The sequence below is a fragment of the Paraburkholderia acidisoli genome (assembly GCF_009789675.1).
Taxonomy (GTDB): Bacteria; Pseudomonadota; Gammaproteobacteria; order Burkholderiales; family Burkholderiaceae; genus Paraburkholderia; species Paraburkholderia acidisoli.
In genome coordinates, this window is sequence record NZ_CP046913.1 from 723,927 (window position 1) to 743,739 (window position 19,813).

The 19,813-nt window shown below is 64.2% G+C and carries 15 protein-coding genes; 6 read left to right on the top strand and 9 right to left on the bottom strand.

The annotated features are described in order from the left end of the window. Positions 1–30: 30 nt before the first annotated feature. Complete coding sequence (locus FAZ98_RS03095) at positions 31–1,230, bottom strand: glycosyltransferase family 61 protein (RefSeq protein WP_158948675.1); 1,200 nt, start codon at positions 1,228–1,230, stop codon at positions 31–33. A gap of 670 nt (positions 1,231–1,900) precedes the next feature. Between FAZ98_RS03095 and FAZ98_RS03100 the strand changes: the two genes are divergently transcribed. Next, positions 1,901–5,752 (top strand): rhamnan synthesis F family protein, encoded by a 3,852-nt coding sequence (locus FAZ98_RS03100; protein ID WP_158948677.1) that lies wholly within the window; start codon positions 1,901–1,903, stop codon positions 5,750–5,752. Between the two features lie 51 nt (positions 5,753–5,803). On the opposite strand, the gene FAZ98_RS03105 is transcribed toward FAZ98_RS03100, so the two are convergent. The 3 genes from FAZ98_RS03105 to cysC all read right to left on the bottom strand — a co-directional run bounded on the left by FAZ98_RS03105 (position 5,804) and on the right by cysC (position 8,854). Further along, positions 5,804–6,877: an NAD-dependent epimerase/dehydratase family protein gene (locus tag FAZ98_RS03105; protein WP_158948679.1), complete on the bottom strand. Its 1,074-nt coding sequence runs from the start codon at positions 6,875–6,877 to the stop codon at positions 5,804–5,806. Positions 6,878–7,022: 145 nt separating this feature from the next. Further along, the gene (locus FAZ98_RS03110) at positions 7,023–7,913 is read right to left on the bottom strand and encodes a hypothetical protein (protein ID WP_158948681.1); all 891 of its coding nucleotides are present in this window, start codon (positions 7,911–7,913) and stop codon (positions 7,023–7,025) included. A 380-nt stretch (positions 7,914–8,293) separates the two neighbouring features. Continuing rightward, positions 8,294–8,854: an adenylyl-sulfate kinase gene (gene cysC, locus FAZ98_RS03115; protein ID WP_158948683.1), complete on the bottom strand. Its 561-nt coding sequence runs from the start codon at positions 8,852–8,854 to the stop codon at positions 8,294–8,296. A 185-nt stretch (positions 8,855–9,039) separates the two neighbouring features. On the opposite strand from cysC, the gene FAZ98_RS03120 reads away from it, so the two are divergent. Beyond that, positions 9,040–10,305, top strand: coding sequence for a methyltransferase domain-containing protein (locus FAZ98_RS03120; protein ID WP_158948685.1), 1,266 nt, complete (start codon positions 9,040–9,042; stop codon positions 10,303–10,305). 253 nt (positions 10,306–10,558) lie between these two features. Further along, a complete protein-coding gene (locus FAZ98_RS03125) occupies positions 10,559–11,983 on the top strand; it encodes a UbiA family prenyltransferase (RefSeq protein WP_158948687.1) in 1,425 nt (474 codons plus the stop codon). 105 nt (positions 11,984–12,088) lie between these two features. On the opposite strand, the gene FAZ98_RS03130 is transcribed toward FAZ98_RS03125, so the two are convergent. The 5 genes from FAZ98_RS03130 to FAZ98_RS03150 all read right to left on the bottom strand — a co-directional run bounded on the left by FAZ98_RS03130 (position 12,089) and on the right by FAZ98_RS03150 (position 17,109). Further along, positions 12,089–12,838: an SDR family NAD(P)-dependent oxidoreductase gene (locus tag FAZ98_RS03130; protein WP_158948689.1), complete on the bottom strand. Its 750-nt coding sequence runs from the start codon at positions 12,836–12,838 to the stop codon at positions 12,089–12,091. 1 nt (position 12,839) lies between these two features. Further along, positions 12,840–14,177 (bottom strand): FAD-binding oxidoreductase, encoded by a 1,338-nt coding sequence (locus tag FAZ98_RS03135; RefSeq protein WP_158948691.1) that lies wholly within the window; start codon positions 14,175–14,177, stop codon positions 12,840–12,842. After that, complete coding sequence (locus FAZ98_RS03140; RefSeq protein WP_158948693.1) at positions 14,174–14,590, bottom strand: GtrA family protein; 417 nt, start codon at positions 14,588–14,590, stop codon at positions 14,174–14,176. Before FAZ98_RS03140 ends, FAZ98_RS03135 begins: the two co-directional genes overlap by 4 nt. Before the next feature lie 276 nt (positions 14,591–14,866). Next, complete coding sequence (gene galE / locus FAZ98_RS03145; RefSeq protein ID WP_158948695.1) at positions 14,867–15,907, bottom strand: UDP-glucose 4-epimerase GalE; 1,041 nt, start codon at positions 15,905–15,907, stop codon at positions 14,867–14,869. 29 nt (positions 15,908–15,936) lie between these two features. Beyond that, positions 15,937–17,109: a glycosyltransferase family 4 protein gene (locus FAZ98_RS03150; protein ID WP_199272285.1), complete on the bottom strand. Its 1,173-nt coding sequence runs from the start codon at positions 17,107–17,109 to the stop codon at positions 15,937–15,939. Between the two features lie 254 nt (positions 17,110–17,363). Between FAZ98_RS03150 and FAZ98_RS03155 the strand changes: the two genes are divergently transcribed. From FAZ98_RS03155 to FAZ98_RS03165, 3 genes are all read left to right on the top strand, one after another. Beyond that, entirely contained in the window at positions 17,364–17,735 is a 372-nt protein-coding gene (locus FAZ98_RS03155; protein ID WP_158948697.1) for a CidA/LrgA family protein, read from the top strand. 2 nt (positions 17,736–17,737) lie between these two features. Then, positions 17,738–18,469, top strand: coding sequence for an LrgB family protein (locus FAZ98_RS03160; protein WP_233272687.1), 732 nt, complete (start codon positions 17,738–17,740; stop codon positions 18,467–18,469). Between the two features lie 123 nt (positions 18,470–18,592). Then, positions 18,593–19,735, top strand: a complete 1,143-nt coding sequence (locus tag FAZ98_RS03165; protein ID WP_233272688.1) for an acyltransferase family protein — start codon at positions 18,593–18,595, stop codon at positions 19,733–19,735. Positions 19,736–19,813: the final 78 nt, after the last annotated feature.

Genomic DNA, 19,813 nt, shown 5'->3' on the forward strand with positions numbered 1-19,813 from the left:
GCGCCGGCCGTGTCTTGCGTCACGGCGATATCACTGGGCCGACTGCGGCTCCCGCGCGAGAACGCGCTCCATGAGCGCTTCGACATCCACCGTGAACGGCTTGTGCGCGGCGCGAAAATCGCGGTCGTCGGCGCTGGCTTCGAAGATGCCATAGCGCAGTCCCAGCGAGCCGAACAGCGACATATGCGCGTGAATCCAGTGCGGCTCGGATTCAATGTCGACGAGCGTGGTGCCGGGATGGCAGAACACGGCGTTGAACATCGCGGAACCCGACGGGCCGACAATCGTGCCGGCCGACGAGAAAAGTCGAATCTGTTCCACCGCGGTCATTCTCGACGGTTCGACGATTTCGAAGCCGTGCGCCTCCAGCGCGTGAATGAGTTCTTCCTCGTTGCGCATGCGGCGCCCGCCTGCCGCCATCGAAGGACGGTCCATGTTCCGGCGCGTGATGTACAGGCGCCGGCCTTGAGACGCAACGCCGTGTTTCGCGCGCATCTCGGCGTAGAAGGCGAGGGTGGCGTCGTCGAGAAAACCTTCGTGATTGCGCAGGCTCAGGATGACGGCGCGGTCGAGGTGGTAAATGGCGTTGGCGTAGTGCGGAATGATTCGTGACGGATCGATGCCGGCGAGCACGAGCAGATCCTGCATGGACTTCGCGTACACCGGCGCGAGCACGGGAAGATCGAGGCCCGCTTCCTGCAGCGAGCGAAGCTTGGGCAGCGCGCGAAACAAAAACGAGCCATAGTTCGACGGCTCGGTCGAAGAGAGAATCGCGACGGGCTCGTTATGAGCGATCACGGGGCGCTCGCGCGGCTCGAAGCGGAATTCGTCGCTGCTGCCTTCTACTCGCACGAGGCCGGTCGATTCGTTGTGGAAATCGTCGGGCGAGGCGAGGCGCTCCAAGGCGTTGACGCGGGTCCGGTCATCGACGAAAGCCACGTCCGAGCAGAAGGTGCCGTCCGGACCGAGTACCGTGCGATACCCGGTGAGCGTGACCGCGTTGCGCGCCAGCGCAAACACCGGCGGATAGACAATAGGCGGGCGCGTGCTGAGATCGGGAAAGATGCTCGGCGCCGCGGGCACGTCGTGGAAGACCGGCGGAATGCGAAGTCGCGTCGACGGCGTGCCGGGCGGCTCGATCCAGACGCCTTCTTCGCCGCTCGCGAGCGCGTTTGCGCTGATGTGCGGATACGAAAGCGGGTCGCGAAAGCGATAGGTGTTGATCGTCATGGCAGTCCTTGATTGCTCGCCTTGAATGAACCGGGAATGGGCTACGACTGCGAGCGGCGATCGATGAAGATGTCGTGAGAGTGTCGATGCGGCAAGACGCGCTGCCGTGAAGCAGGTGGTAAAAAAATATAGCACAACAGGTAGGTTTGCCTGCGTTTGGGGCACGTCATCCCGTTGGTGTGTCGAAGTCCGTTACTGGCGTTGCGCACGGCCCGCGCGCCCTGCATTGGCGCTCGCTGTGTATCCGCGTTTCGCACGCCTTGGGCCTGCCGCCGCCAGGGCGCATTTATACTGCTGTGATTCGGGTCAACCGGGTACGTGATGACGCGCGGGTCGTCGAGTCGAGTCAGGCTCGAGCGAACGTACTCTCTATCCAGACAATTCCCTGAGCAAGAGGCTTATGAACTTACCGGAACAACATCGGATTCTCATTCTGGTGGCGGGGCCGCCGCGAGGTGGAAATAAAGAGTTGGCGAGTCTGCTCAGGCTCGTGACAGCGTCCCCGGATTCCGGAGCACTGGACGATGTGTCAGTGGGATCGAATGCCGGCGAGTCCGAGGTTTTCCAGCGTCATATGTTCGCTGCGCTCGACTCGTCATGGGACGATCCGCGTCCGATTCCGGCAATCCGTTTCGAAAGAACGGCAGAAAGCGCAACATTTCCGCGCGCTGTGCAGACCCTGCTCGTCGAGACGGCAAGAGGCGGAACGCAGGTCGTCGAACAAGCGGGACTCGCCCGAACCTTGCCGCTCTGGTACAAGGCGGCGCAGCTGCTGCACAGCGATACGCTCACCGTCATCGCGCTGCGACATCCCGAAGACACGCTCACCTCGTGCTGGCTGCGCGACGCGCTAGCGCGTCCGTTGGCGCTTGCGGTGTGGCTCGATGCGTTGCTGAGCGCCGAGTTGGCGTCGCGTGGCCGTCCGCGCGTGTGGGTGCGCCATCACGATCTGCTCGCCGACTGGCAGGCGCCGCTGCGTGCTATCGCAACGCGACTCGATGTGCCGTTTCCGCCCATCGACGAAGCGAAGCACGCCATGGCCGCGCGCGTATTGCTGGGCGCGCGTTCGCGAGCCTCCGATGCGTTCGAGCCACACGGCGACGATAAGCTGGGCGAACTGGCGAGCCGCGCGTGGCGGGCGGCGCTCGCCCTGGTGAGGAATCCCGACGATCGCGCCGCGCAGGAGGCGCTCGACGCGGTGCGCGCCGAGCTGTCGCAAGCCGTTGGCTCAGCCGTTGATACAGACGCCGACCGCCGGCTCGAATCCAACCTCGAACGCATTAGCGAGGCGCTCAACGAACGCGATTCGATTCTGCGCGAATCGTCGGCGCGTTACGAAGCCGAGCATCAGCGCGTCGAAGATGTCGAGCGGGAAGCGCATTCGTTGCGCGACGAAGTCGCGAGCCGCGCGAAGCACGTTGCGCAACTCGAACAGCACGTGGGTCAGCTTCAGGGCGACCTCCACCGCAAGCAGGAAAGTCTGGCCGATGTCGAGCGCGAAGTCGCCCGCTTGCGGCTTGAAAACGTGGCGATGAGCGACGACACGCGGCGCGCCAACGAAGCGCTTCTCAAGCTGCGTTCGGACCAGGCATCGGGCGAAGACGCACGCGGGCGCGAACTGTCGAGAGCGCTGCGCGAAGCGTCGGTGCAACTCGCGGATGCGCGCGCGCAAGTGCAACTCGTCTACTCGTCGATGAGCTGGCGCGTCAGTGCTCCGTTGCGCGTGATCGGCCGCGCGCTGCCTGCGGATCTGCGCAGCGGCTTGAGCCGCACGGCGCGCTTCGGTTGGCGCACGCTTACGCCGTGGCGCAACGCGCAACGGCGCATCCTGGCGCAGCGCAGCGCGCTCGATGCGCGCGCGGTCGAGACCGTCGCGGAGCCGGTGAAGCAGGAAAGCCCGAATAGCGCGGCGATCAACCCGCCGGCCCGTGTTGGCGCGCCGAAGGCGAGTCCCGAACAATTGCGTCTCGCGCAGGTTATCCGGCATAGCGAATATTTCGACGAAGCGCGCTACGACGCGCTCAGCGGTGCCAGTGCGAGCGGCATCGAGCCGGCGCTGCACTACGTTCTGTACGGAGAAGCGCAGGGCCTCGCCCCCTCGGACCGCTTCGATCCCGGCTATTACGGCGACCGCTATCCGGACATCGTGGCGTGGGGCGGCAACCGGCTTGGCCACTACATAGAGCGAGGCCGCACCGAAGGTCGTGACGGCATGTCCCTGACCGCGACCATTCCGATGCCCGTCGACAACATCGACCCGGCCAGGCCGACGGTGGCGGTCGTCGTGCACGAAGCTTCTCGCACGGGCGCGCCGATTCTCGGCTGGAATATCGTGCGAGTGCTGAAGCAGCGCTTCAATGTGGTGGCGGTGGTGCTGCGACCCGGCGGCGCGCTGGAGTCGTCGTTCGCCGAGGTGGCGAACGTCGTGGTGGGCTCGGTGGCCGGCGAAAAAAAGGTGGACCTGTTCAATGCCATTGACGGGTTTCATTTCGGAGCCCGCCTCGCCGAGGTGTACGGGCTGCGCTATGTGATCGCCAACAGCGTCGAAACCCGTTCGCTCGTGCCGGGGCTTGCCGATCGCGGTGTGCCCACGGTGGCGCTCGTCCATGAGTTTTCGGGTTATACCAAACCGGTCGGCAGCCTGCAGGCGCTCTACGAACATGCGGCCGAAGTCGTGTTTCCCGCGGACATCGTGCGCCGCTCGTCAGAGGCCGACTATCCGATCCTGCGGTTGCGTCACGCGCACGTGCTGCCTCAAGGGCCTTCCGAAGTCCCCAAGGCCGCGGTGAAAAAAACGAAGACCGCGTCGGCGTCGAAGGTTGTCGACGTGCGAGCCAGGCTGCGTCCGCCGGGTGCGGAAGAAGCCTTGCTCGTCGTGGGCATGGGGTTCGTCGACTGGCGGAAGGGCGTGGATCTTTTCGTGGGCGCGCTCACTTCGCTGGTGGGTCGCTACCCCCGTGCGAACGTGCGTTTCGTCTGGGTGGGGCACGGCTTCAAGGTGTCCGACGCACTGGATATCGCGTCGTATCTGGCGGAGCAGGTCGAACGCTCGGGCGTGGGAAATCGCTTCGCGTTCGTGGATGCGGTGGAGAACGTCGAAGACATCTACGAACAGGCCGACGTTTTGTTCCTGAGTTCGCGTCTCGATCCGCTGCCCAACGTTTCGATCGACGCGGCATTGCGCGGCATTCCCGTCGTCTGTTTCGCCGATGCGAGCGGTACGGCCGAAATCCTCGCCGCTTCGGAAACCACGCGCTCGCTCGTGGTCCCTCACCTCGACGCGGGCGCCGCGGCCGATGTCATCGCGAGGCTCGCGGAAGACCGCAACCAGTTGCAGGCGCTTGGCGACGCGGTGCAAACGCTGGCGCGCGAGCGCTTCGACATGGAGCGCTACGTCCAATCGATCGATGCGCTGGGGAGCGGCGCACGTTCGGCGATGGAGCAGGCGGAAGCCGACGTCCAGACCATTCTCGAATCAGGCGCCTTCGACGCGCCGCAGTTCCTCGGCGCGAGCGCGAGCCAGGTGCCGCTCGAGCGGGCGGTACGCCGATACGTCGCGCAGGCGGCGAAGCTCGACTATGCGGCTTTGCCCGTATCGGGCGCGTACACGCGCCGGCCGGCCGCGGGCTTCAACCCTTACACGTACGGGCGCGCTGGCGTCGCGGCCGGCGAGCGAGAGCGCGGCGAGCCGTTCGCGCGCTGGCTGCGCTCGGGAAAGCCGGCGGGAGCCTGGGCGCATCCGGTCATTCGCGTGGACGCGTCAGCGGAAGACGCAAAAACGAAACGCCCGGCGACCGCACTGAAGGTCGCGTTGCACGCGCATATTTTCTACACCGAGCTGGTGAGCGAGTTGCTGGATGCCGTGGCCGCGAATGCGCAGCCTTGTCGCCTCATTCTCACGACCGACTCGCTGGAAAAGGCGGCGGAAATCAATTTGCTGACCGAACGATACGGCGTGCCCGCTGACGTGAAGGTGGTCGCCAATCGCGGGCGCGACGTGGGGCCGTTCCTGAAGGTGTTGAGCGAAATCGGCGATCAATATGACGTGATTGGCCACGTGCACGGCAAGCGAAGCCTGACGACGGAAAACGTGGCCTCCGATTTTGGTGAACGCTGGCGCACGTTCCTCTGGCAGCATCTGATCGGCGACAGCGCACCGATGATCGATCACGTCATGCATGCGTTTGCCGACGATTCGCGTTTGGGTCTCGTGTTTCCGGAAGACCCGCATTTGATCGGCTGGGAAGAGAATACGGAAGTCGCGGCAGAGCTTGCGGCGAAGATGGGCTGGCAGTCGCCGCTGCCGGCTACGCTGGATTTCCCGGTTGGAACGATGTTCTGGGCGCGTCCTCAGGCTTTGCGCGACTTGCTGGCGCTTGGACTGTCCGACGAGGATTATCCCGAGGAGCCGGTGCCCACCGACGGCACGATCCTGCACGCAATCGAACGGCTGATTCCCTGCGCGGTCGTGCATGCCGGGTATGGAATCGCAACGACCTACCTGCCGGAATTCACCCGGTAACCCTCGCTATCGCGGTTCGCTTGCTTACTCGCCAGCGAACCGCGTAACGCGTCACCATTCCCCGCGTATTCCGGGCAGTTCCTTGAGATACGTGATGTAACGCGACATGCCTTCTTCGAAGCTAACGGTGGGCGACCAGCCGAGAATACTGCGCGCGCGCGTGATGTCGAGCACGCTGGCGGGTACGTCGAAGCCTCGGCCCGGCGTGAACGAAACGTTTGCCGGCCGTTCGAGAATATGGCTCAAAAAGCTCACGATTTCTCGCAACGAGATGCCGCGCCCCGCACCGATATTGATGATGGGTTCGATAACGCCGAAGCGGCTGCGCGGCGCCTGCATGGCCGCCAGGAATCCCGCGATGGCATCGTCGATATAGATGTAATCGCGAATCGCGCTGCCGTCTCCCCAAATCTCGATGGGTTGGTTATTGAGCGCACGCGCCGCGAAAATGGAGGCGGCACCCAGCTGGCCATTGGTGTTTTGGCCGGGGCCAAAGGGATTGCTCAGACGAACGATGCGCGCGTCCACACCCCACGTGCGCCGATAGAGCAGCATGTATTGCTCCGCCGCCACTTTCGATGCGCCGTAAGCGGTGAGCGGGCGCAGCGGATGGTGTTCGGCGATGGGCAGCGTCTCCGCCGCGCCGTAGACCGTGCCGCCCGACGAGGCGAACACGACCGGCACTTGCGGCGAGGAACGAAGCGCTTCCAGCAAGCGCACCGTGCCCATCATGTTGGTGTCCAGATCGCCGAGCGGGTCGGCGTTGGCCGTGCCGGGCACGGTAGACCAGGCGAAATGGAAGATGCCGGAGCAGCCATCGATCGCATCGCGCCACTCTTCAACGCTCGCGTCGAGACGGATCGAGGCCGATGCGCTGGCGTTGGCCGCGTCCACCGGGCGCCCTGCGGTCCGAATGGTGTGTCCCTCAGACAAAAGGCGCGCGATCAATGCCCGGCCCAGAAAGCCCGTGCTACCCGTCACCAGAAACGTGCGCTGCGAAGCCGGCCGTCCCGTGCGCGGCGCGAGAACGTCGTTGGGGCGCGATTGCGTGGCGTATTGAGATTCCATTAGGTATCCGGAGCGTTCAGGCGGATCGGCCGCTGTGGCGTGGCGCCATGCGGACAAATCGGTGCGCCCATGGGGACAGATTGAGGTGCGAGGCTGACCGCGGGCGCTTTGCGCCGCACTGCTGCGTCGAGGTCAAACCATTTTGCACGAGATTCATTTTTGACTTCCATTAAACGTACTGCTTTCCACGACGATCGCACGGCTAGCGGCGAAAACACCGGCGCGCGAACCTCAGCGGCGCCGTCACGCGCCATGATGTGGAGTTGACGAACGAGCTGATTTCCGCGTCGCGAGCCGTCACCTGTGAGTTGAGCTGCGCGATTTGATCTTCGCGGGAAGCCAGTTCACTGCCACAGGTCGTGAGCCGGGTTTCGTACTCGCGAATCGTTGCTTGACTGCGTTGCATGGCGGCATCGCGCGCGGCGATTTCCCGCGCGTGCGTTTCGGCCACCGCCGCGCTGCGCGCGTTCGCTTGCTCGAGTTCGGCGTGCAGTTGCGCTTCGCGGTTAGCGGCGTTGAGCACGGCTTGCTCGAAGGCAACGGACTGCTTGTGCTCGATGTCCAGCGCAACGTGCAGTTTGCGGATATCGAGCTCGAGGTCCCAGCCATAAGTAAGCAAAGCCTCGGAGCTGAGCAAGAACCGTTCCGCGATATCCAGCGCTTCCGTGAGCGCCGCCCGGCGAACCGGCGTTGGCGTTCGAGCGGCCGCCACCATGGCCGAAAAAAGCGTTTTCATCGGCGCGGGCGCGGCGTCGTCCTGCTCGAGATCGTCGATTCCGTAAGCGGAGTGACGTAGGCCCTGTTCCAGGAAGTCCTGCTCGAAGATTTGCGCTTTGGCCGGGTCCACCGGTAGAGCAAACGTTTGCGCGAGTTTGCGCAATTCGGCGCCCGGAGCTTCCATCAACCGGTCGTAGTCTAGCAGCACACGCGGTTGCGCCTCGGTAAAGCGCAGCGCGGGCACCACGTGCGCGAGCCAAAGCATGTGCGATTTGCCGCGCGGGATCTTATTACGGCTGGCCAGCGAGTCCGCCACGCTGAGCGGATGGCGGAAGGGCACGACGTAGCGCATGCTCGCGCCGAAGCGGTCGAACACGCGCTGCCAGAATGGCAGCAGGCGGCCGATACGCGGATCTTTCAACGCAAACGTGCCGTTCGCGCATTTGGCCTGGAGCAGCGCGAGCGCGCGTTGCTCGAAAGCGCCGAGCTGGTCTCGGCTCAAACGATCGAGGTGCGGCGAAGGCAGCGCCTGCCAATCCACGCCCGCTGCCTCCATCAGCTCCATATTCAACCGGATGATGTCGCTGTCTTCGAAAAAGCCTTTCGGGTTGTCGGGGCCGGCGGGCCAGAGCGTGTTGCCGAGGCTCGCGCCCATGGCTTCCATCATTCGCGTTGCCACACTCGTGCCGCTGCGGTGCATTCCCAGCACGATGATCAGCGTGCGCGTGGCGAGGGCGGGAAAAGGGGCGGTTGCGGCTAGCATGGCGATCGTTCAACCTGGGCAAGGCAGCGTTGGAGCGGGAGCGCCGCGTAGAGTTGTTGCACGCATTCCTCGGCGCTGCGGTCGGCGGTGCGAAGCACGATGTCGGGGTTCGTGGGCGCGCGATAGGGTGAGTCGATGCCGGTGAAGCCGGCGATACTGCCACCGCGCGCACGTTTATAGAGCCCCTTCGGATCGCGGCTTTCGCAGATGAACAGCGGTGTGTCGACAAAAACTTCAATAAATCTTTTGCTACCCGCAATGCGCCGCGCATTTTGCCGATGTTCGGGCTCGGGAGAAATGGTGGCCGTAATGACGGCGTATCCTTCATCGCAAAAGAGCGCGGCGACGTGCGCGACACGACGCAGATTTTCACTGCGGTCCGCCGCGCTGAAACCCAGATCCGAATTGAGTCCGGCCCGAAGCACATCGCCGTCGAGCGCGATGGCGCGCACACCTTCGTTCTGCAATTTGACGACCAGTTCACGCGCAATGGTCGACTTGCCGGCACCCGACATACCCGTCATCCACACCACGACGCCAGTTCGCATTTCCATTGAAAAATCCCCGCGAGCGACGCAAAAAATCGGTTTGATTTTTCATTCTAGCTTCAATCGGCAAGCTGACACCTTTCTGAAATAAACCGCAACAACTGCCCGCGAGCCGTTGTTTACATTGGAACAATCGCTCACATTATTTCGACCCTGATGCAGTTCGCATTATTGAAATTCCAATGCGTTATATGATGGGCGTCACGTTCCTTGGGATGAGATGCAAAATGGATCGACGCGATCAGATTTTGAAATACATCGGGAAAGAACAGCTCGGTATCGAGATCGGCCCGTACTGCTGGCCGCTCACGCCCAAGCGCGACGGCTACCGGTGCCTCGTCATGGACGTATTCGATACGGCGACCACGAGGGCGCGGGCGGCGGAGAACCCGACCTTCACCGCCGAGGTTCTGGCGGGCATCGAGGACATCGACCTCGTGGGTTCCAGCACGCTGATCGACGACGTCATCGAGCGCGAAGGCCGTCTCGGCGAGTTCGATTACATCGTTTCCTCACACAATTTCGAACATCTCCCCAATCCGCTGCGATTCCTGCAGGGCTGCGCAAGAGTGCTGAAGCCCGAGGGGATCATTTCGATGGCGATTCCCGATCGGCGCGCCTGCTACGATTATTTTCGCCCGGTGACGCGGCTCGCCGACTGGCTCGACGCATGGTTGACCGATCGGCATAGACCCACCTATGCGCAATCCTTCGACGAGCGCTGGGTGCGGGCCAGTTACGATCATCACGGCGTGCCCTACGGCAGTTTCTTCCAGGGCGCCGACCCGGCACTCATTACGGCGGCCATGACGTTCGAGGAAGACTTCGCGATGTGGCGCGATCGTTTGAAAGCGAACGACGCGGAATACCACGACGCGCATTGCTCGGTCTTCACGCCGGCCTCGCTCGAATTGCTTCTGCGCGACAGTGCGTGGCTCGGGCTCATTCCCTTCGAAGTCGTCGAGATCTATCACTCGCCGGGCGTGGATATCTTTGTTCATCTGCGCCGGTTGCGGAGTGTCGAAGATGCGCGGCCGGCCGACTACCCGGCAATACGCGAGCGTTTGCTGCACCGCGTGCTCGAGGAAGCCGCGCAGACGTCGAAAATCGGCCACCTGCTGGGCGGGCTCGATCAGCAGCAGGTCGAGCGCATGGTGCAGGCCGGCCGCGATGCCGGTAGCGCCGACGCCGACGCGCTGGCGCAGCTACAGCGCGAGTCCAACGAACTTCGTGCCCAGGTGAGCGCGCTCCAGGCCCAGCTCGGCGAAACCGAACGCGCGGCCAGTTACGCGCGTTCCGAGCGGCTCGCGTTGCAGCGCGAAGTGGCCGAAAGCCGCGAGAAAGAGCGCCATTTGAATGCGTCGATAGCGGATCTTAGAGAATCGACCAGTTGGCGTATCACCGCGCCAATTCGCAAGGTCAAGCAGGCCTTGAGCAAAAAGGCGCCCATGAACTGAGCGTGAAGTGGGCGGGAAGCCAGGCGTTAGACATTTCCTCAAATGTTCACACGATTAACGCTGGCTTCTTCGCACAGATCCCGCTTCCGGGCGTTCCTCATTGCAGCGGGTAGCGGAACTCGCGGTCCATGCCCGCGCCGTTCCGGCCGTGCCGCGGTTGTGGGCACAATCCATAAACTGTAAAGTGGCGCCTTGCCATTGGCGCACCTTCCTGCCCGGTTAATTCATCACTTTGGTCTCTGCTGTCCAAACCATGCGTCGAAATCCGCTCGTTGTCGACCTCGACGGTACTTTGATCCGTTCCGACGTGCTGGTCGAATCGGGATTCGCGTTCCTGAAATCGGCGCCGCTCAGCTTCTACAAGCCGTTTCTGTGGCTTGCGCGCGGCGGCAAGCCCGCGCTCAAGGCGGGCCTCGCCGAACACACGAACGTCGACGTCACCGTGCTTCCGTATGACGCGACGGTCGTCGAATGGCTCAAGGAGGAGCGGGCGGCGGGGCGCGAGATCGTACTCGCGACGGCCAGCCATGAACGTTACGCGCATGCGATCGCCGACCACCTGGGTCTGTTCGACGCCACTTTCGCGACCGCCGACGGCGTGAATCTCTCCGCGCGCCGCAAGCGCGACAAGCTCGTAGCCGAATTCGGCGAGAAGAATTTCGACTACGCCGGCAACTCGCGCGACGACGTCGCGGTCTGGGAAGCGGCGGGGCGGGCCTATGTCGTCAATCCGGACAGCGGCGTGGAGCGCGCGGCGCGCAAGCTCGGCAACGTCGAGCGTGTGATCGAGACGCGGCCGCCCACGCTCAAGACGTGGATGAAGTCGTTGCGGCTGCATCAATGGCTCAAGAATCTGCTGATTTTCGTGCCGCTGCTGGCTGCGCACCGGATCACCGATCCCGCCCTCATCGTGATGGCGCTGCTCGCGTTTTTCGCGTTCGGGCTGTGTGCGTCGAGCGTCTATCTGCTCAACGACTTGCTCGATCTCGAAGACGATCGCCACCATCCGACCAAACGCCGGCGTCCGCTCGCTTCGGGGGCGTTGCCGCTGACGTGGGGGATCGGCATCTTTCCGGTGCTGCTGCTCGCGGCCTTCGCGCTGACCGTGCTGTATCTACCCGTGCGGTTCGGCATCGTGCTGCTCGGCTATTACGCGCTCACGCTGGCCTATTCGATGTTTTTGAAGCGCCAGGTGATGGTCGATGTCGTGGTGCTCGCGATGCTTTACACGATCCGCATCGTGGCAGGCACTGCGGCGATCGGCGCGCATCTCACGTTCTGGCTGCTGGCGTTCTCGATGTTCATCTTCCTGAGCCTCGCGCTCGTGAAGCGCTACGCGGAACTGCATTCGATGCAGGCGCGCGGCCAGGTCAAGACGCGCGGTCGCGGTTATCTCGCCGACGATCTGCCGCTGATCTCGTCGCTCGGCACGGCGGCCGGCTATCTGGCGGTACTGGTGCTCGCGATGTACATCCAGGACGGCGCCACGGCGAAGCTTTATCGTCACACCCAGGTCATCTGGCTCGCGTGCCCGCTGCTGCTTTACTGGGTGAGCCGCACGTGGATCATCGCGCACCGCGGCCAGATGCATGACGATCCCATCGTGTTCGCGGCGCGCGACCGCGTGAGTCTCGCGGTGGTTGCGCTGTGCGGCCTGGTCTTCTGGGCGGCGATCTAATCTCGTCGCCAGAAGCTGCGCGCGCTGCTCGATCCGTTCACGCGCGGTTGGCCTTGACGGTGCAGCCGTACGGGGCGCGGCAAATTCCGCCAGAGGCCGCCCAACTCAAATATTCATCTTGTTGAAAACGAACGCAGGCAAATGCCGGATGATCATCATGATGATCGCCCACTTGCCCGGCACATAAGCCACGGGCCGCTTGCGGTCCACGGCGCTCACGATCTGCGTGGCCACCTGTTCCACCGGGGCGAGCTTGGCGCCCGTGCCCTTCATGTGCGCGGTCATGGGTGTGTCGGTCGGGCCGGGCTTGATGAGGCACACGGCCACGCCCGTACCGGCGAGCCGATGCTGCAAGCCTTGCACGTAGCGCGTGACCAGACCCTTCGCCGAACCATAGACGTAGTTCGACTTGCGGCCGCGATCGCCGGCCACCGAGCCGATCACGGCGATCGTCCCGCGGTTCGCGCGCGCCATGTGCTGCACGAATGCTTCCGCATAGAGCACGGGCGAGATCGCGTTGACTTCGAGCGCTTCGCGGCTGGCCTGCAGGTCGTTCTGGCAGGTGGACTGGTCGGGCAGCGAGCCGTGCGCGATCAGCACGATGTCGGGCAGGCCGGCCGCCGCGATACCGTCCACCGTCGCCTGAATGGCGGCCGGATCGACGAAATCGGTGGTGGCCACGCGGATGGCGGCTTGCGGCGCACGCACCGCGAGGTCGGCGGCAACCCGTTCGAGTCGGGCGGCGTCGCGGCCGAGCAGCACGAGTTCCGCCGCGCCGGCGGCGAGCCACGCGCGCGCGCAATGTTGGGCGATCGAGGACGTTGCCCCGACGATGACTATTTTCTTGCCGCTCAAGTTAGCTCCCCATGAGGCGTCGCGACAGCCCGGAACTGATGCCGGGGTCGCGGAATGTCGAAAAATCGGCGAGTGCCGGATAGCCTGCTTCGAAGAGGTCTCGCGGCATGCGCGCGTCTTTGGCGGGATAGATGCGGCCGCCGGCTTCGCGCACGATGGCGTCGAGCCGCTCGAACAGCGCAAGCGTGCTCGCGCCTTGATTCGGAAAGTCGAGCGCGAGCGTCACGCCCGGCTGCGGAAAGCTCAGCATGCCGACCGGATAGCGGTTGCCGAACGTTTTCAGCACCGCGAGAAACGAGCCGTTGCCGCTTTTCGCGATTTCGCCGAGCATGGCCTGGGTGGCTTCGAAACCGGCCGCGCGCGGCACGACGCTCTGATACTGATAGAAGCCCTTCGGGCCGTACATGCGGTTCCAGTCGCTGATGCTGTCGAGCGGATAGAAGAACGGTTCGTAATGCGCGAGTGCCCGTCCGGCGCGCCACTTCTTCAAATGAAAGTACGCGGCGTTGAAGGGCGGCAGCGTCAGCCGGTTGACGAGCGAAACCGGCGGCACGAGCGGCATCGGCAGATTTTTCGCGCGCGGTTCGACGCGCCGCTCGGTCGCCTGCACCGCAGCCGTATTCGCGCGCATGAAAAGGCCGCGTCCCGCCGCGCTGCCCACGCAGTCGATCCATGCCACGGTGTGTTCCCAATCGGCCTCGGAGGCATCGGCGAGCGGAAAGAATTCAGCGAGGCTGGCAAAGGGCAGCGTTTCAGTGTCGAGCCAGGGACCGGCGGTGCGGCGCAATTGCAGTTCCGCCTTGAGGATCACACCCGTCAGCCCGAGTCCGCCTACCGTTGCCGCGAACCACTCGCGGTTCAGGTCGGGGCCGCATTCGATGAGCTCGCCGTTCGTGCGCGCGAGCGTGAGGCGCAGCACGTGGTCGCCGAACGAACCCACGGCGTGATGGTTCTTGCCGTGCACGTCGTTGGCGATCGCGCCGCCGACCGTCACCAGTTGCGTGCCGGGCGTGACCGGCAGCATCCAGCCGCGCGCGATAAATAGCCGCTGGATATCGCGTAACAACACGCCCGCTTCGCAGACAAGACGACCGGTTTCGGCGTCGAATGCGATCAGGTGGTCGAGCCCGGTGGTCGTCCAGAGCACGCCGCCGGGATTCAGGCAGGCGTCGCCGTAGCTGCGGCCCATGCCGTGGGCGAGACCGCGCGCCGCGTTCGGATCGTGCGGATCGCGCCCGGGCTCGCCGCGCAGGGCAACGGGCGCGCTGTTCAGGTCGGTGAGCGGGATGACGTCGTGCGCGTCGGCGCTCAGGCGTCCCCACGAGTTGACGGGTCTCATGCGGCGCGCGCCCCGAAAACGAAGCGCTTGTCGAGGTGATACTTCGCGACATAGCCGAACGCGAGACCGATGATGCCGCCGACATAGCGCATCGTGCTGGTGTGGAACAGATGCTCGAAGCCGAATTCGAAGCCCCAGAAGATGACGGTCGTGACCAGTCCCATCACCGTGTAGAGAAAGAACGTCTGGAGGTCGTGCGCCGCATTGTTCGCGCGAAAGCGGAAGATATAGCGCTTGTCGAGCACGTACTTCACGACAAGCCCGACACCTGTGCCGACGATCACCGAAAGCGCAATGGCGTACGGACCGGACCACGCGCGCACAAAGAGATCCTGCGCGCCGATATTGGCCGCGGTCGCGATGAGCGCGAGCACGGCATAGACAGTCGCGAGCCGGGTGGTGGCGAAAAGCATCGTGAAGTGGGCGGTGCCGGAAAGGGGAGACCGGCAATCATACTGTATGTGGCTCGCCCGAACGGTGCCGCGGATGACGGTTGGCGCGGTTTTTCGCGCTGGGGCCCGTGAGCCGGGCGATCGACCGCCGTCGTGGATTGAATCCCTTACGGGCGCGCGAAACGGCAATGCGGCCCTGATTTTTTGCGCAAAACGCGTTATGTGGCGATGTGCGGCGATGCGTGCGATGCGCGCCACAGGACGGCCCGAAAACCGTCCTGTGCCGTTAGAGGGGCGTTACTCGAATCCGCGCGGATTCTGCTCCTGCCAGCGCCAGTGATCCACGCACATGCGCTCGATCCCGTACTGCGCCTTCCAGCCGATCAGTTTTTCCGCCGTGGCCGGATTCGCGTAGCACTCGGCGATGTCGCCGGGGCGCCGCGCCACGATCTCGTACGGCACCGGCCGGCCCGACGCCGCTTCGAACGCCTTCACGACTTCCAACACGCTGTAGCCGCGCCCCGTGCCGAGATTGACGATGAAGCCTTCGCCGCGCGCCGCGAGCGCGTCGAGCGCCTTCAGGTGGCCCTTGGCGAGGTCGACCACGTGGATGTAGTCGCGCACGCCCGTGCCGTCCACGGTCGGGTAATCGCCGCCGAACACGCGCAGCTTCTCGAGTTTGCCCACGGCCACTTGCGCGACGTACGGCATGAGATTGTTCGGCACGCCGGCCGGATCTTCGCCGATCAGCCCGCTTTCGTGCGCGCCCACCGGGTTGAAGTAGCGCAGCACGGCAATGCGCCACGACGGGTCCGAGATCGCGACGTCGCGCAGGATCTGCTCGGCGATCAGCTTGGACTGGCCGTAGGGGTTGGTCGCCGAAAGCGGGAAGTTTTCGTCGATGGGCGAGCTTTGCGGCACGCCATATACCGTGGCCGACGAACTGAACACGAACTGCTTCACGTCGTGCTTGCGCATCACGTCGAGCACGACGAGCAGGCCGTCGAGATTGTTGAGGTAATACTCGATCGGCTTCGCGACGGATTCGCCCACGGCCTTGAGCGCCGCGAAGTGGATCACGCCGTCGATTTGATGCGTGGTGAATATTTTCGAGAGCGCCGCAGCGTCGCGCACGTCGGTCTGATAGAACGTGACGGCCTTGCCTGCGATGCGCTCCACGCGCTTGAGCGACTCGCTGCGGCTGTTGACGAGGTTGTCGACGGCGATCACGTCGTAGCCGTCGTTCAGCAGCTCGACGCAGGTATGCGAGCCGATAAAGCCCGCACCGCCGGTGACGAGAATGGTGCCTTTCGTGCTTTTCGTATTCGTTGCGCTCATGCGATGGTCCCGTGCAAACGTTGGAAGCATTAAAACGTCGATCCGGCAATGCCCTGGATCAGTTCCCGGTAGCGTTGTACCACAACGCGTTCATCGAATTCTTTTTCGATTTTTTTTCGTCCGCGCCCGGCCATAGCCGCCCGTTCGGCGTTGCCGAGGTTGAGCATGCGCGCGAGCGCATCGGTGAGTGAAGCCGCGTCGCGTGCCGCGCAGAGCAGGCCGTTCACGCCCTCGGCGACCACTTCCCGGCAGCCCGGCACGTCGGTGGCGACGATCGGGCGGCCCATCGCGCTCGCTTCCATCAGCGTGCGCGGCACGCCTTCGCGGTACGAGGGCAGCACGACGCAGTCGGCGGCGGCGATATAGGGGCGCACGTCGGCGGTTTCGCCCAGGTATTCGATCACACCTTCGCGTTCCCATGCGGCGACTTCGTCGCGCGAGATCGCGCTCGGGTTATCGACGCCCACCGGGCCGAGCAACTGGAAGCGCGCGTGCGGATAGCGCGCCCGCAGCGCGCGCGCGGCTTCGACGTATTCGCCCACGCCCTTGTCCCACAGCAGCCGGCCGATCAGCACGAAGGTAAACGAGTCGCGCGCGGGCAGCGGCGTGAACGGGAAGTCGTCGAGATCGACGCCTTCGCCGTGCAAGAGGCGCGCGCGTTCGGGATGCGCGAGCAGGTTTTCTTCGCGGAACGCGGTTTCGTCGTCGCGATTGAGAAACCAGATTTCGCGCGGGAAGCGGAACGCGAAGCGGTAGAGCCGCTTGGCGATCTGCGCGGCGCGGCTCTTCTGGATGAACACGTAGCCGAGGCCCGTGGTGACCGCGACCGAAGGCGTGCGCGCGAGCCACGCCGCGATCGAGCCGTAAATATTGGGCTTGATCGTGTAATGGAACACCACGTTGGGCCGGAGCGCGCGGTAATGCTTGAGCAGATCGCGCAGCGTGCGCAGATCGTCGAGCGGATTGGTGCTTTTCGAGGCCACGGGCAATGCCACGCAGCGGCAGCCCATTTCCGTGAGCGGCTCGAACGTGCGGTCGCGCGGCGCGATCACGGTGACCCGCGCGCCCGCCTGGGTGAGTGCGCGCAGCAGGCCACGCCGGTAGGTGTAGATCGCCCACGCGGTGTTGCATACGAGGGCGATGTGCAGCGGCGAGTGACGGGAGGCAGGCGCGGCGGCGGTGCGGTCGGGCGATGAGTTCACGAAAGGGCAGGGCGTCGTCGTTACGGGAAGCCGGGTCGTGCGGCGCGAACAAGGCGCGGCGGGTCGGGCCGGGCGCACATTTTAGCCGACGGCCACGCGCGCGCGGCCGCTCGGGCGGCCCGTTGCGGCTTGGACGCCGTTCCTGCACTGCATTGGCGGCCCCGGCTCGCGGCGTAAGATGTCGGGCTGCACGGGCAGCGTGTCTCGGCTACACTGCCCGCGCCCCTTTTTTGAATCGCAGCCTTTTTCCGCCGATGCTTCGTTCCCTTGCCGCCCTGCTGATTTTCCAGTGCCTCGGCGAGAGCGTGTCCTACGTGTTCTCGCTGCCCGTGCCCGGTCCCGTGATCGGCATGCTGCTGTTGTTCGCCTTCGCGATGATGCGGCCCGCCGCCGCCGAGGCCATCGAGCCGACCGCGCTCGAATTGTTGCGCCACCTTTCGCTGCTGTTCATTCCGGCGGGCGTGGGCATCATGGTGTCGGCGCAGGCGCTGCGCGGCGAGGCGCTGGCCGTGATCGCGAGCCTCGTGGTCAGCACGACGCTCGGTATCGCCGTGACGGCGCTCGTCACGCGTGCGCTGTTGCGCCGTCAACGGCGCGGCATGACCGACGTGGAGAGCGCATCGTGAATCTGCCGCTGACGAAACTCGACGCCATCTGGGTTTATCTCGCCGCGTCCCCGCTGCTCGGGCTCACGCTCACGCTGGTCGCGTACCTCGTCGCCATCAACGTCTATGCGCGCGCGAAGCACAATCCGCTCGCGAATCCGGTGCTGATCGCGGTGGCGCTCGTCGTGGCGGCACTCAAACTCACCGACACGCCGTATCGCACCTACTTCGAAGGCGCGCAGTTCGTGCACTTTCTGCTCGGCCCGGCGACGGTCGCGCTTGCGTTGCCGCTGTATCGCCAGTGGGACAAGCTGAAGCGCGGCGCGCTGCCCTTGCTCGGCGGGCTCGTGGCGGGTTCGCTCACGGCCATCGTTTCGGCGGTGGCCGTGGCGAAGCTGTTCGGCGCCTCGCATCAGACGCTGGCCTCGCTCGCGCCGAAGTCGGTGACCACGCCCATCGCCATGGCGGTTGCCGAAAAAGTGGGGGGCATTCCCTCGCTCACGGCGGTGCTGGTGATCTCGACGGGCGTGTTCGGCGCGGTCACCGCGCGCTGGATTCTCAACGCGATTCGCGTGAAAGAAACCGAGGTGCGCGGTTTCGCGATCGGCGTGGCGTCGCACGGCATTGGCACCGCGCGCGCGTTTCAGGTCAGCGAGGAAATGGGCGCGTTCTCGGGGCTCGGCATGGGGCTGAACGGCGTGTTCACGGCGTTCGTCGTGCCCGTGTTGCTGCCCGTGCTGTTGCGGTGGATTTGAGGGCGCGCTTGAAAACAGGTTGGCATCGTCTCAGCGGCCGCTGCTCCTCGAAACTGCCGACCCGCCAAGGACGAGCGGTTATGATGTCCGCTTCGTCCAGAAAGGTGACTCAATGTGTCCGAGATGAACGGCCCGACCACGCAGAGAAATGGCTTCCTGGATGGCTTGCGCGGTTGGGCTGCGATCATGGTTCTGCTGGCGCATCTGATTCGAGGCGTGGCATCCACGGCGGCGCCCGCGTTGAACAAGCCGTTTTTGCTGTTTCCGACCGACGGCGACTTCGCCGTGTACGTTTTTTTCGTGGTGTCGGGTTTTGCCCTGTCCTGGCAATACTTTTCGACGAAAAGCGTCAAATCACTCACGTCGCTGGCGGTAAAGCGCTATCCGCGCTTGACGCTGCCGATTCTCGCATCGTCACTGATCGGCTTTCTCGTGTGGCGCTCGGGGCTCATGTTCAATCACGCGGCGGCGGCGGCGGTCAATAGTCCGTGGCTCGATTCGGCCTACGGCTTCACTGCGTCTTTTGTCGATTGCCTGAAGTTCGCGCTGTTCGACGTGTTCTTCAACTACGATCCGCAGCATTCGTATAACGGCGTGCTCTGGACGATGAGTATCGAGCTGTATGGTTCGATGCTGGTGGTCGGTCTGCTCGCCGTATTCGGTGTGTCGAACCGTGTGATTGCCTATCTGGGCGCCGCGCTGGTTTGCGCGCTGATCAACAGTCCGTTGCTCGCCTTTGTGTTTGGCATTGTGATTGCGGACACGTATCACGCGCGCAGCCGGTTGCGTTCCGTGCTGGAGTCGGTCGCACCGTATCTCGCCGTGCTCACGTTGATCGGCTGTGTCGCCGCATCGATCTACACGCCTTATCCCCGCGACGCGCGTTTTCTTTCGATGCTAGCGGCGTTCTCGGTACTGTCCGTCTCGTTCTGCGCGCCAGCCCGGCGTGTGTTCGAGTGGCCGATATCGCGCTCCCTCGGACATATTTCCTTTCCGCTTTACCTGACGCACATGTTTGTGTTGCTGAGCTTCACGTCATGGTTCTTCTTGACCCTCGAGTCGCATGGTCTCGGCAAGCAGGCGGCGGCCAACTATGTGGTCATGGCAACCGTGCCGCTTTGTCTTCTGGGCGCCATCGCATTTCTGCCTGTCGAATCCGCTTCGATACGCCTGTCGCGATGGTTCTCCCGGGTTTGTCTCGCGCGTGACGTTGGCGTGCTGAACCCCTCGCGCGCGGCCGCCTCTGAAACAAAGGGTCGGCCGTAGCCCGCGCGTCTCGCCTGTTACGTCGGTCTGCGCGTTCGAAGTGCGCTACCTGTCTGCTGCCCTATTCATTCTGAGGAA